General features: G+C 68.0%; 15 protein-coding genes. 9 read left to right on the plus strand and 6 right to left on the minus strand.

All coding sequences use genetic code 11. From position 1 onward, the window contains the following. The first annotated feature begins 3 nt into the window (after positions 1–3). The 5 genes from VMT40_RS02625 to VMT40_RS02645 all read left to right on the plus strand — a co-directional run bounded on the left by VMT40_RS02625 (position 4) and on the right by VMT40_RS02645 (position 4476). Positions 4–711 (plus strand): response regulator transcription factor, encoded by a 708-nt coding sequence (locus tag VMT40_RS02625; RefSeq protein WP_326356370.1) that lies wholly within the window; start codon positions 4–6, stop codon positions 709–711. Beyond that, on the plus strand, positions 708–2132 hold the full coding sequence (locus tag VMT40_RS02630) for a sensor histidine kinase (RefSeq protein WP_326356371.1): 1425 nt from the start codon (positions 708–710) through the stop codon (positions 2130–2132). The genes VMT40_RS02625 and VMT40_RS02630 overlap by 4 nt, the downstream gene beginning before the upstream one ends. A gap of 26 nt (positions 2133–2158) precedes the next feature. Next, the gene (locus VMT40_RS02635; protein ID WP_326356372.1) at positions 2159–3319 is read left to right on the plus strand and encodes a hypothetical protein; all 1161 of its coding nucleotides are present in this window, start codon (positions 2159–2161) and stop codon (positions 3317–3319) included. A gap of 149 nt (positions 3320–3468) precedes the next feature. Next, positions 3469–3753, plus strand: a complete 285-nt coding sequence (locus VMT40_RS02640) for a hypothetical protein (RefSeq protein ID WP_326357165.1) — start codon at positions 3469–3471, stop codon at positions 3751–3753. Positions 3754–3807: 54 nt separating this feature from the next. Further along, positions 3808–4476 carry an RDD family protein gene (locus VMT40_RS02645; protein ID WP_326356373.1) on the plus strand — a complete coding sequence of 223 codons (669 nt, stop codon included), beginning with the start codon at positions 3808–3810 and terminating at the stop codon, positions 4474–4476. Between the two features lie 171 nt (positions 4477–4647). Here VMT40_RS02645 and VMT40_RS02650 read toward each other — a convergent pair whose 3' ends face one another. After that, complete coding sequence (locus VMT40_RS02650; protein WP_326309728.1) at positions 4648–5013, minus strand: FKBP-type peptidyl-prolyl cis-trans isomerase; 366 nt, start codon at positions 5011–5013, stop codon at positions 4648–4650. A gap of 89 nt (positions 5014–5102) precedes the next feature. On the opposite strand from VMT40_RS02650, the gene VMT40_RS02655 reads away from it, so the two are divergent. Further along, positions 5103–5906 (plus strand): TrmH family RNA methyltransferase, encoded by an 804-nt coding sequence (locus VMT40_RS02655; RefSeq protein ID WP_326356374.1) that lies wholly within the window; start codon positions 5103–5105, stop codon positions 5904–5906. Next, positions 5903–6196, plus strand: coding sequence for a DUF2537 domain-containing protein (locus VMT40_RS02660; RefSeq protein WP_326356375.1), 294 nt, complete (start codon positions 5903–5905; stop codon positions 6194–6196). The genes VMT40_RS02655 and VMT40_RS02660 overlap by 4 nt, the downstream gene beginning before the upstream one ends. A gap of 19 nt (positions 6197–6215) precedes the next feature. Here VMT40_RS02660 and VMT40_RS02665 read toward each other — a convergent pair whose 3' ends face one another. The 3 genes from VMT40_RS02665 to serC all read right to left on the minus strand — a co-directional run bounded on the left by VMT40_RS02665 (position 6216) and on the right by serC (position 9613). After that, positions 6216–6950: a DUF6928 family protein gene (locus tag VMT40_RS02665; RefSeq protein ID WP_326356376.1), complete on the minus strand. Its 735-nt coding sequence runs from the start codon at positions 6948–6950 to the stop codon at positions 6216–6218. 280 nt (positions 6951–7230) lie between these two features. Further along, the gene (gene sepH, locus VMT40_RS02670; RefSeq protein WP_326356377.1) at positions 7231–8256 is read right to left on the minus strand and encodes a septation protein SepH; all 1026 of its coding nucleotides are present in this window, start codon (positions 8254–8256) and stop codon (positions 7231–7233) included. Positions 8257–8488: 232 nt separating this feature from the next. After that, on the minus strand, positions 8489–9613 hold the full coding sequence (gene serC, locus VMT40_RS02675) for a phosphoserine transaminase (protein ID WP_326356378.1): 1125 nt from the start codon (positions 9611–9613) through the stop codon (positions 8489–8491). Between the two features lie 145 nt (positions 9614–9758). Here serC and VMT40_RS02680 point away from each other — a divergent pair, with 145 nt between their 5' ends. Continuing rightward, a complete protein-coding gene (locus tag VMT40_RS02680) occupies positions 9759–10739 on the plus strand; it encodes a hypothetical protein (protein WP_326356379.1) in 981 nt (326 codons plus the stop codon). A gap of 22 nt (positions 10740–10761) precedes the next feature. On the opposite strand, the gene VMT40_RS02685 is transcribed toward VMT40_RS02680, so the two are convergent. Then, the gene (locus tag VMT40_RS02685; protein ID WP_326356380.1) at positions 10762–11619 is read right to left on the minus strand and encodes a polysaccharide deacetylase family protein; all 858 of its coding nucleotides are present in this window, start codon (positions 11617–11619) and stop codon (positions 10762–10764) included. A 50-nt stretch (positions 11620–11669) separates the two neighbouring features. Then, positions 11670–11849 carry a DUF1272 domain-containing protein gene (locus VMT40_RS02690; RefSeq protein WP_326356381.1) on the minus strand — a complete coding sequence of 60 codons (180 nt, stop codon included), beginning with the start codon at positions 11847–11849 and terminating at the stop codon, positions 11670–11672. A gap of 131 nt (positions 11850–11980) precedes the next feature. Between VMT40_RS02690 and VMT40_RS02695 the strand changes: the two genes are divergently transcribed. Beyond that, positions 11981–12811 (plus strand): RDD family protein, encoded by an 831-nt coding sequence (locus VMT40_RS02695; protein ID WP_326356382.1) that lies wholly within the window; start codon positions 11981–11983, stop codon positions 12809–12811. The last annotated feature ends 7 nt before the right edge of the window (positions 12812–12818 follow it).

The following is a 12818-nucleotide window of genomic DNA, read 5'->3' on the forward strand; positions in this document are numbered from 1 at the left end:
TCCGTGGTCGAACGCGGTGAGGTACCCACGGTCCTGGTCGTGGATGACGACGAGGATGTGCTCGCATCGGTCGAGCGCGGGCTCCGGCTGTCCGGTTTCCGGGTGGTGATCGCCCGGGACGGCGCGGCGGCACTGCGCAGCGTCAATGAATCCGCCCCCGATGCGGTCGTGCTCGATATGAACATGCCCGTGCTGGACGGCGCGGGCGTGGTCACCGCGCTGCGCGCCATGGGCAACGAGGTGCCGATCTGCGTGCTGTCGGCGCGCAGCTCGGTCGACGACCGCATCGCGGGACTGGAGTCCGGGGCCGACGACTACCTGGTGAAGCCGTTCGTGCTCGCCGAACTGGTGGCCCGCATCAAGGCGCTGCTGCGGCGGCGCTCCGACGCACCCGCCTCCGCCATTCCGGGCGCGATCACGGTGGGGCCCTTGGAAGTCGATGTCGCCGGATATCGCGCACTGCTCAACGGCACCGAAATCGAGCTCACCAAAAGGGAATTCGAGCTGTTGTCCACGCTGGCCCGCAGCGCCGGGGTGGTGCTGAGCCGGGAACGGCTGCTGGAACTGGTGTGGGGCTACGACTTCGCCGCCGACACCAATGTGGTGGACGTGTTCGTCGGCTATCTGCGCCGCAAGCTCGAGGTCGACGGCACCCCGCGCCTGCTGCACACCATTCGCGGGGTCGGATTCGTCCTGCGCGCACCCAAATGAATTCCCACCGGATCGCGCCCGCGGTGGTCTCGCGCCGCCGCCGCTGGTCCTACACGCTGCGGGTGCGCGTCGCCGCCGCCGCGGCCCTGGGCGCGACCATCATCGTGGCGATTCTGAGCTGGATCACCATCTACGCCATCGGCCGCAGCAATATGGCCCAGGCCGACGAGCAGCTGTCGATGGTGTCGCGGCTGGTGCTCATCCAGCCGGTCTTCGCCGTCAATGTGGTCGATCTGCTCGCGCCCAACAAGGAAATGGCGCTGACCGTGCGCAATGCGGACGGTTCCCTGGCCAGCACGCCGGTGCGGCTGCCCGCGCTGCCGGTCGGCAATGCCACCGTCACCGTGGACGGCGACACCTATCGGGTGCTCACCACCACCGAGGCGCAGCCCGCGGGACGCGTTGTGTCCCTGGGCATTCCGACCAACCAGACCGAGAAGACGATCCACGAGCAGCGGCAGTGGGTGTATCTCGCGGCGGCGCTGGCGGTCACGGCCTCGGCCGGACTGGGCTGGCTGTTCGGCGGGCGCGCGGTGCGGCCCATCGTGAAACTCACCGGGGCCCTGGACGAACGCGGACCCAATGGCGAATCCGGGGCCCCGCTGTCGGTGGCGGGTTCGGGTGTGAAGGAGGCCGACAAGCTCGCCGAGGCGGTCAACACCCTGCTGGAGCGGGTGGATCGGGCGCAGACCGAGACGGCCGCCGCCCTGGAGACCGCCCGCGATTTCGCCGCCGTCTCCGCCCACGAGCTGCGCACCCCGCTCACCGCCATGCGCACCGACCTCGAGGTGCTCTCCACCCTGGACCTGAGCGAGGACCAGCGTCGGGAGATCCTCACCGACCTGCAGCGCGGACAGAACCGGGTCGAGACCACGCTCGCCGCGCTGGAACGGCTGGCCGCGGGCGATCTCACCAACGAGCGCGATCACGTGGTCACCGATGTGGCCGAACTCTGCGATGCCGCCGCGCACGACGCCATGCGGCACTTCCCGCAGTTGAAGGTGCGCATCGACACCGACGCCGAACTGGTCACCCGCGGCCTGCCCACCGGTCTGCGACTGGCCGTGGACAATGCCCTCACCAATTCGGCCAAGCACGGCGGCGCGACCGAGGCCGTGGTGTCCGCGCATCGCTATGTCAACGGGCACCGCTATCCCAACGGCTGCATCGTGATCGCCGTCGACGACAATGGCCGCGGGCTGCCCCCCGAGGAGCGGGAGGCGGTGTTCGAACGGTTCTTCCGCGGCAGCCGGGCCGCCAAGGGTGGATCCGGGCTGGGGCTGGCGCTGGTCGCGCAGCAGGCCCAATTGCACGGTGGCCGAGCCTATTTCGAGGACAGCATGCTGGGTGGCGCGCGGCTGGTGCTGGAACTTCCGGATCGACCGGTCTTTACCGAACCCTCAGACTCTCATCAGAGGTAGGACCATACGCGACCGCTACGGTCTTCATGGTGTTCGGAAAACGCACCCGCTGGGTCCTGATCATCCTGCTGCTCGCCGCCGCGGTCACCGCGGGCACGATCAGCGTCCTGCGGCTGCGCACCGCGCCTTCCGCGGTCGCGCTCATCAACGGTGACAGCGGTCCGCTGGGCGCGCGCATCGCCAAAGAGCTGCAGGACAGCCCGAACCGGCACTGGGACGTGGTGGACGAGGCCAGCACCAAGGACTACGCGGCGGTGATCACGCTGCCCACCGACCTGACCACCGATATCAAGTCGCTGGCCACCGACAAGCCGGTGAAGGCGCAGGTCACCGTGACCACGCACGATCGGGCCGATGCGAATCTGGTCAATGACGCGGTCAACGAGGTGACCAAGAAGATCAGCGCGGCCGGACTGGACACCATGTTCGCGACCATGAACACCGCGCGCCTGCAGCTCTCGCAGATCGCGGGCACGTCGCAGCTGCTCAGCGCGGGTGTGGGCGCGGCGGCCGACGGGGCGGCGCAGTTCTCCGGCGGCGCGGACCAGATGATGGACTTCCTGAATCAGGCGAAAGCCGGTGCGGGACAGCTGACCTCGGGCATCGACGCGCTGAACTCCACGCTGAGCGCCGCCACCACGCAGGCGAATCAGCTTGCCACGGCGCTGGATTCGACCGGCGTCACCATGGGCCAGGTCACCCAGGCGGCGAGCACGCTGTCGGGTGGGCTGAATTTCGTGGTGCCGTTGCTGCAGGCGCTGCCGTTCGCGAACGACCCGCAACTCGCGTCGGTCATCACCCAGTTGCAGGGTCTGCAGACGGTCGCCAATCAGGCGGACGCCCAGTTGAGTGGGTTCGCGAATCTGACCGGCACGCAAGTCACTCCGGATACGCAGGTCGGCCAGTTGCTGCGCGATGCCGCGGCCAAGCTCAACGACGCCAGCGCGCAGTTGAATCAGGGCGCGTCCCTGGCGCAGCAGATCCCGGCCATCGCCGATCAGGCGGGGACCCAGCTGATCGCGGCCATGCAGGCCCTCACCGGTGGCGTGACCCAGCTCCAGGCCGTCACCAAAACCCTGGGCAATCAGACAAATCAGGCGCTCGGCTCGCTCCCTCAGCTGGGAGTTCCCCAGCAGGCGACCATTTCGGCCGCCCTGACCGACCCGGTCGACATCGTCCGCAAATAACGTTCGCAAACAGTTAGCAACAATCGGCGGTGCGCCCGGTTAAACTGTGCCCGAATTGCTCTAATCGACCTGTTTCGGAAGCTCGTCCGCTCTATCCGTTCCCTGGCTTCACCCAGCGCCCCGGTACCGGAGAGGAAACGATCGTGAGCATGCTCATGGCCGCGCACGACATGTACGGCACGGTTCTCGCGCAAATCGGCAATCCCACCGCGGAGACCCCGCCCATGGCCGACAAGATGATGAAGATGTTCCGCTACTTCACCTGGTTCGCCCAGATGTCCGGCATCGCGGCCATCACCTACGGCGGCGGGCGCTTCGCCTGGGAGAAATGGGGCGGCGGCTCGGCCTCGCCGAAGATGGTCGCCAATGCCATGATGGGCGGCGCGGTCGCCACCAGCGGCGGAACCATCATGAATGCCGTCATTGGCTCATAGGTTCGGGAGACAATGCGGAGGGCAATACCCCCGCATCCCCCTGGGGAGGATCCGATGACGTACGGCAACGATCCCTACTCGCAGCAACCGCAACAGCCCGGCTACGGGCAGCAGCCCCCGCCGGGATACGGGCAGCAGCCGCCCGGATACGGCCAGCAACCCCCGGCGGGCGGATACCCGGGCCAGCCCGGCGGCTATCCCCCGGGCGCGGGCCCCGCCGGATATCCCCCGGGGTATGCCGCGTATCCCCAAGCGCCCTATGCCAGTTGGGGCGCGCGCTTCGGCGCGTACCTCATCGACGCGCTGATCATCGGCGTGCCCGCGGCCATCTTCTACGGCATCGGATTCGCCATCGGCTTCAAGAACGCGGACTGCACCACCGAGTCGACCGACTCCTCGTACAGCACCTCGTGCTCGGGCGGGCTGTCGGGTGCGGGAATCGCGCTGATCGCCATCGGCTGGCTGATCGCCGTCATCGGCGGGTTCTACTTCATCTATATGGAGGGCAAGACCGGGCAGACCCCGGGCCGCAAGATGTTGGGCATCAGGCTGGTTCGCGAGGCCGACGGGCAGCCGCTCGGCTTCGGCATGGCGTTCGTGCGGCGACTCGCCCACGTGGTGGACGCGCTGCCGTGCTACGTCGGCTTCCTGTGGCCGCTCTGGGACGCCAAGCGGCAGACCTTCGCCGACAAGATCATGAACTCGATCGTCGTGAAGGTCTGACCCAACTCTCGGATGCTCTCAGGGGCTCCGCCCCTGAAACCCCTCGAGATATCCGGGGGCTCCGCCCCCGAACCCCCATCTCCGGGGGCTTTGCCTCCGAACCCCCGAAAAACCTTGGCCGCCCGCGCTTTTCAGCGCGGGCGGCCATGTTGTCATGACGGACAGCGAGCGTCAGTTCAGGACGTCGAGCAGGTCGATGACGAAGACCAGGGTCTTGCCGCCGAGCGGGTGGCCGGAACCGGCCGAGCCGTAGGCCAGCTGCGGCGGGATGGTGAGCTGGCGGCGGCCGCCGACCTTCATGCCGGGAATGCCGTCCTGCCAGCCCTGGATCAGGCCGCGCAGCGGGAAGGTGATGGCCTCGCCGCGGTCCCAGGAAGCGTCGAACTGGTCGCCGGTGTCGTACTCGACGCCCACGTAGTGCACCTTGACGTTGTCGCCCGGCTTGGCCTCCGCGCCATCGCCCACGGTGAGATCCTTGATCACGAGCTCGGCGGGGGCGGGGCCGTCCTGAAACTCGATTTCCGGCTTGTCGCTCATGGGCTGTCCTCTTCGATTGGATCGGGATCGGTCTTGATCACCCTATCCCCGCGGAAATCGACGCCCGCAATGGAGGCGAAAATGGCACGGTGGCCGAAGTGATCGATATCGACGACCCGGGCGATCCGAGGGTCGCCGATTTCCGCGACCTCAATAACGCCGATCGGCGGCCCGACCTGCCCGGCGGCAAGGGATTGGTGATCGCCGAGGGCGTGGTGGTGGTCCAGCGCATGCTGGCCTCGCGCTTCACCCCTTTCGGATTGTTCGGGGTCGAACGCCGATATGAGCAGCTCGCCGAGGACCTGGCCGGAGTGGATATCCCCTACTACCGGACCAGCGCCGAGGTGATGGCGCAGGTCGTCGGATTTCATTTGAATCGGGGTGTGCTGGCTGGCGCATATAGGCCACGCGAACTCACTGTGGACGAGGTGCTCGCCGACGCGCGGACGGTGGCCGTGCTCGAGGGCGTGAACGATCACGAGAACATCGGCTCGATCTTCCGCAATGCCGCCGGATTGGGCGCGGACGCCGTGCTGTTCGGCGACCGCTGCTCGGATCCGCTGTACCGGCGTGCCGTCCGCGTCTCCATGGGACATGTGCTGCGCGTGCCGTTCGCGCAGCTGCCGCCCTTCCCGGACGGCCTCGACGTCCTGCGCGACAAGGGCTTCCAGATCATCGCGCTCACCCCGAACCCCAAGGCCGACACCCTGGCCCACGCCATGACCGGCGACAAGGTGGCCCTACTGCTCGGTGCGGAGGGCCCCGGGCTCACCGAGGAAACCATGCGGGCCAGCGATACTCGCGCCCGCATCCCCATGACGCCGGGCACCGATTCGCTTAATGTGGCCACCGCAGCCGCCATGGCCTTCTACGAGAGAGTGCGAGCGCAGTGAGCCATCCGCCCGACGGACCGTATGGATACGGATATTCCGAGCCAACCCCGTGGGCGGCCGGGATCGCCGTGCTCGTGCTGGTGGCCGCGCTGACCACGGTGGGCGTGTACGCCTTCGGGGTCGCGCTGGCCCAGATTCATTGGACGCTGTCGGTGGCGGTCAATCTGATCGCGGTGGGCGGGGCCGCGCCGACCGCGTGGCGGTGGCGGTACGCGCCGGTGACCCGCTGGGTGATCGGCGGACTGGGCATCGGCGTGCTGCTGGCCTGGTTCGCCCTGCTGTTCTTCTGATCAGGACACCCGGTCCAATTCAGGAGACCCGGTCGCGGCCCCGCAGCCAGCGCAGCAGGCCGCGCTTGTTGGCGTACTCCACACGCGGTTCGGGCGGGGCTTCCAGGTCGGGCGCTTCTCCCTTGGGGAACAGCGAGAAACCGCACACCTCGATCTGATCGGCGGTCAAATCGTCCTCGGAAGTCTTGCCGTGGTAGCGGAATCCGAGCCACTCCTGATTGGCGGCATCGGCGAAATCGGGCGGATCGAAGGGCAGCAGTTGCGGATCGGGCAGCTCGCCGGGCACCAGTTCGATGGGGTAGTCACCCGCCCAGTACGGACGCTCCCACACCCGCGGCATGCCCTCGTCCTCGAGAATATTGACCCGGGTGGCGCTGAACGAGCGACGGAATTCGCCACGCTCCCATTCGGCGAACGCGCCCCAGCCCAGCGACAGGTCGTAGGAGATGAGGTAGGTGTGTTCGGAGGCGAGCGGGCGCACCAGCAGCTCCGGCAGTTTGGTGGGGCGCGGCAGCGCGGCCTGATTCGAGCAGACGACGGTGACGCCGGGATAGCAACCGATATAGACGGATTCGGGATCGGGCCCTGCCCAGACCTTCATGGTGCCCGACGCGGCGGGCACCACATCGCGGTCGGGATTGAGCTGTTTGGCGAGCGCGAAGGCGGCATCCGGGTCGGGCCCGGGATGTTCGCGCAGGACGGCCACCGCATCGGGGGCGTCGACGTACCACAGGGATGAGACCGTTGACGGCACCCGACGTCACCTCCCTAGTCATTGCGCACAAGATAGCTAATTATGAGCAATACTCGGCGGCCGAACGTCGGCGTCGACGCTGATCGGCCCGGCAATGACCGCCACCAGAAATGAATCTACCCTCGCGGCGGCCGAAATGTCGCTGATGCCAACCCCGTTTCCCGGCGTGCCGGACAGCGCGAAGCTAGAGGGCTTAGCAACCCTCTAGCATCCGAAAAAATCGCGCGGTGCCCGGATCGGCCGGTCGAGATCGACCGTGCGCCTCAGTGGCCCGATCTCCTCAGTGGCCCGAGCTGCGGACGCCTAGGAGCACGTCTTCCCAGGACGGCATCGGAGCCTTGCCGCCGCGCTTCGCGCGATTCGGCTTCTGCGCGTTCTGCTTCGCGGCGGGCTGCGCCGGGGCGGGCGCGGGAGCCGGTTCCGGGGTCACCTCGGCGGCGGGCGCGGCCGGAGCCGGAATTGCCGGGGCCGACGGCTCTTTCGCCGCCGGGGCGGGCGCGGGAGCCGGGGCGGCGGCCGTGACCGGCACGGTGCCGTCACCGACCGCGGCACGCTGCTCGAAGTAGTCCTCCGAGCTCTGCTGCTTGGCGACGCGCGCGGGTGCGGCGTCGTAATCGGCCGCGCGCTCCTCGCGCGGGGCGGGCGCGGGCACGGGAGCCGGGGCGGCCTCCACGACGGCCTCGGTCTGGTCCGGGAGGATGGTCGCCAGGCCGCGCAGGGCCCGGCCGAAGTCGGGATCGATGAGATCGGAGGCCGGATCGTCGAGCGGCACCACCGAGCCGCCGTGCGCGTCGGGCTGGTAGCGCCAGTGCGCGGCGATCACCGAACGGCCCGCCTGCCACTGCAATTGGGCCACCCAGTAGCCCTTCTCGTCCTTCCAGGCGTCCCATTCGGCGACCTCGATATTGTGGCCGCGCTCGGCGAAGGCGGCCGACACGATCTCGATCAGGGTCTCCACGGCGGGACCGTCATTGCGGACCGGGTGCGCCTTCTGCGCCAGCTCGGCGGCCCGGGCACGTTCCAGCAGAACGGGATACGCGAAACGCTCCACCCGCGACAGCGGCATGCCCGACTCTTCGGTGACCTGCTCCACCGAAGCACCCGCGCGGATACGGGCCTGGATATCGCGAGGACGCATCGTGGCTTCCGTTTCGATCTCGATTTGGCCGAATCGGGCAAGATCTCCGCGGGCAGCGGCGCGCAGTTTGTCATCGGCGGCGAGCCGGTACTTCTGGCCGCTCTCGGTATCGATGCACACGATGTGCGTGGAATCGGGCGTCAATCCGATCACTCGAAGTTCACGCACCGTTACCTCCTGTTCGCTGCGTAACTCACAGCTATAGCTAGGCTCGCGACACCGCCCACGTTCTGGAACAGTAGTGCACTTCTGAGAATCATGGGGCAAGACACGCGGCGCGGAAATCTGTTCGAAGACTTCCGCGCCGCATTAGTGTGAGCGATTCGCCTGTGCGGCGAAACCGATTTCAGGCTCTCGCGAAGATCGTGAGAAAACCGTGAATCGGAGCTGTTTTTACTGCTCAGCCGAGCTTTTCGACGACCCAGTCGATGCAGCGGGTCAGCTGCGAGACATCCTCGGGATCGATGGCCGGGAACATGCCGATGCGCAGCTGGTTACGGCCCAGCTTCCGGTACGGCTCGGTGTCCACGATTCCATTGGCGCGCAGCACCTTCGCCACCGCCGCGGCGTCCACGCTCTCGGCGAAGTCGATGGTGCCGACCACCTGCGAGCGCAGCGCCGGGTTCTGCACGAACGGCGTGGCGTACTCGCTGGTCTCGGCCCACGAGTACAGGCGTGAGGAGGAGTCGGCGGTGCGCTTCACGGCCCAGTCCAGACCGCCATTGCCATTCAGCCATTCGATCTGGTTGGCGAACAGCAACAGGGTGGCAAGCGCCGGGGTGTTGTAGGTCTGGTCCTTGGTGGAGTTGTCGATCGCGATCGGCAGCGAGAGGAATTCGGGGGTCCAGCGACCCGAGTTCTTGATCTCCTCCACCCGCTCGAGCGCCTTGGGGCTCATGAGCGCGATCCACAGGCCGCCGTCGGAGGCGAAGCACTTCTGCGGGGCGAAGTAGTAGACGTCCGAATCGGTGATGTTCACCGGCAGGCCGCCCGCGCCGGAGGTGGCGTCGATGGCGATCAGCGCGTGCTCGGAACCGGCCGGACGCGACACCGGAATGGCGACACCGGTGGAGGTCTCGTTGTGGGCCCAGCCGATGAGGTCCACCGACGGGTTCGAGGTCGGCTCGGGGGCGTCGCCCGGCTCCGACTTCACCACGATCGGGTCACCGATGAAGGGGTTGCCCTTGGCCACCGAGGCGAACTTGGAGGAGAACTCGCCATTGCTCAGGTGCAGCGACTTCTCGCGGATCAGGCCGAAGGCGGCGGCGTCCCAGAACGCGGTGGTGCCACCGTTGCCCAGCACGACCTCGTAACCCTCGGGCAGCGAGAACAATTCGCGCAGACCGGAGCGCACCCGGGCCACCACGTCCTTGACCGGCTTCTGCCGGTGGGAGGTGCCGAACACCGAGGCGCCGGTATCCACCAGGGACTGCAGCTGCTCGGGGCGGACCTTGGAGGGGCCGCAACCGAACCGTCCGTCGGCGGGCTTGAGATCGTCGGGGATGGTCGGGAACGCAGAGGTCATGGCGACAAGGGTAGAGGTGCTATCACCCGCGCTCACAGGTGGGTCTCGGGTGGGTCCGGCCCGCGAAAACATTCCTACTTCCCCGGTTCGCGAACCCGCGCGTAACGCTGTGGCGGGCCCCACACAACCATTACGGTTTACCGCCATGGACATGGCCGCACACGAGCGACCGAGCACCACCCCGGACCCGGAATCCGCTTCCGCCCCCACCGCACCCCCGGCCTCGGCGAATTCGGGCCGCCCACAACGCCACCCGTACCCCGAGCCCGGCCCGCGCCTGGGCCTGCTGGCGCGCCTGTCCTCCCAATTCGGCTCCCGCGGCCTGACCCGCCGCGGCCCCGCCCTCGACGACGCCGCCCGCCGCGAACTCCTCCTGCACGGCGTCCAGGGCACCGCCACCATCCTCAGCGTGCGCACCCCGGCGAAAATCGCCCCGGCCGCGCAGGATTCGACGCCGGACCGCGCCGACGGATCGGGCACGAAGATCCACCCGGCCGAAGACCGCTTCCCCGGCGGCGATTCGTCCGCTGTCGATCCGCGCGGGCGGGGCGAGCGGCGGGCGGATATTCGGACTCGGGCGGAGAAGCGGGTGGATGCGCGGGCCGCGGCCGAAAGGCGGGCCGAGACCCGGGGTGGGGATGTGCTCGAGGCCGGGGTTGAGTTCTGGGTGCGGATACAGCTCGAGGATCGGCACGCGTACGACACCCGGGTGCGGCAGCGGGTGAGCGCCGCCGATCGGGAGTGGATGCAGCCGGGGGACATCGTCTGCTGCCGGGTCGATCCAGGGGATCACGATCGGGTGGTGCTGTATCTGCCCGCGCCGGAGGAGACTTCGCGCACCGGCATTGCCAAGATCCTCGCCGACGGGCGGCGGGCTCGGGCCACGGTGTTGGCGGCCACGCCGGTCGCCGCCGATTACACCGGGCGCGACGATCCGGTGTTGCGTCTGGATCTCGAGCTACACGCGTGGGACGAACCCGCTCCGTGGCGGGTCCGGGTGGTGCAGCCGGTTCCGTTGTCGGCCATGGAATTGATCGATCTGGGTCGCCACCTCGAGGTCGCCTTCTTCACCGTCGACCGTGGGGAATCGGTCGCGGTGGACTGGGCCGCGTCGCGAGAAGTGTGACCGCGTCGCGGACGTGTGACGGCTAGGGCAGATGCACGAACTGGAAACCGTTGGCCTTCAGGGCCGGAAGCGCGGCCAGCATGCCCGCGCCGGTACCGGACTTGGGGCGGTGCATGTGGGCCAGCGAGATGCCACCGGCCTTGGCGGCCATCATGTTGGACTGCACCTGATTGGACGAGGCCGTCGCGCCGAAGTCCGCGTTCACCGAGTAGCCGACCGGGGTCTCGCCCAGCTCCTTGACGATGGCGACCGCGACATCGTCGTAATGGGCGGTGCCCGCGCGGAAGAAGCGCGGAGCGTGACCGGTCAGGGCGGTGATGCGCTGGTGATTGCCCCACACCTCGTCCACGGCGGCCGCGGCATTGGCGGTGCCCTTGATCTCGTAGGCGGCGCGGCCGGTGACCGAGAGCGGGCAGTGCGCGGTGCCGTGATTGCCGATCTCGAACAGCGGGTTCGCGGCCAACTGCCCGGCGCGGGCCGGGTTGGCGTCGATCCAGCGCTTGTTCAGGAACAGGGTGGCCGGAATCTGCTGGGCCTGCAGGAAGGCGAGCAGGTTCTCGTCGATGTCATTGTTGCCGGGCCCGCCGCAGGCGTCGAAGGTGACCGCGAACTGCTTACCGGCGGCATTGAATCCGGTGAGGATGCCGTCGACGTCGGTGCCCCACGCCTTCGGGCTCTGACCGGCGAATTTGGCGGCCACGGCGTCGGGATTGACCGTGGACAGCGGTAAGCGCGCCGGGGTGGCGCTGCCGCGCGGCGGCTCCAGGATGCGGTCGGACGAATTGCCGTTCGCCACACCGCATCCGGCGGTGACGAAGCTCGCGGCGAGCGCCGCGCCCGCGGCGAAGAGGCCGCGCCTGGACAGTCCTGCATCGAGCACCGGTGCAGGTTATGTGAATCCGATCTCAGGTTCCAGGACCTGAACCAGGTTTATTTCACCCGTCGCGGTCTGGCAACCAGTTCGCCACCGCAGTTGGGGCAGGTGTAATCCATTGTTCGACCGCAGGATTCACAGAAGCTGCACTCGTACGAGCAGATCAGGGCCGGGCCGTCGGGCAGCAATTCGGCAACCTCGCAGCGTTCACAGCGTGTCCGCATCTCCAACGCCATCTCGGCCCCTTTCCGCTCCCGCCGCCGACCTCGCCGACGCGACTGTGATCGATTTCCAGTTCATCCCGAGGGCCGAATTGCTCCAGACTGTAGCCTGCTCGACCGAATCAACCCTTTTGCAAGGAAGCACATTGACCTACCCGAACAACCCATACCCGCAGCAGCAGCAGCCGGGCTACGGCTACCCGCCCGCCGACCAGCCCGCCCCCGGCGGCTACGGCGCTCCCCAACCGGGCTACGGCGCACCGCAACCCGCCTACGGCGCACCCCAGCAGCCCGCCTACGGCGCGCCCCAACCCGCTTACGGCGCACCACAACCCGCCTACGGCGCACCCCAGCAGCCCGCGTACGGGGCTCCTCAGCCGGGCTATGACGCGCAATCGCCCTACGGCGCTCCGCAGCAGCCCGCCTACGGGGCATCCCAACCCGCCTACGGCGCAGCGCAACCCGCGTTCGGCGCACCGCAGCCCGGCTACGCTCCGTTCGGGGGATACGGGGCGCAGTACGCGAGCTGGGGCGCACGCTTCGGCGCGTACCTGATCGACGCGGCCATCTGGATCCTTCCGGGCGTGATCCTGCGGACCATCGCGGTCACCGCGGGCACATCGAAGGTGCACTACAACATCGACTCCAACTACCACACCACCTACTCGGGTGGCGGCCTGAACGCCTTGGGCTGGATCTGCCTGCTGCTCGCCTTCGTTGTCGGCATCGCGGGCCTGCTGTTCATCAGCTACCAGGAGGGCACGACCGGCCAGACGCCGGGCAAGAAGGTCGTCGGGATCCGCCTGGTTCGCGAATCCACCGGACAGCCGGTCGGTTTCGGCCTCGCCATCGGCCGCCGTCTGCTGCACTTCATCGACGGCCTCCCCTGCTACCTCGGCTTCCTGTGGCCCGCGTGGGACGCAAAGAAGCAGACCTTTGCCGACAAGATCGTGAACACCATCGTCGTCAAGGCTTGACCCAACT

Source organism: Nocardia sp. CDC160 (genome assembly GCF_035818795.1).
In the GTDB taxonomy this organism is placed as follows: domain Bacteria; phylum Actinomycetota; class Actinomycetes; order Mycobacteriales; family Mycobacteriaceae; genus Nocardia.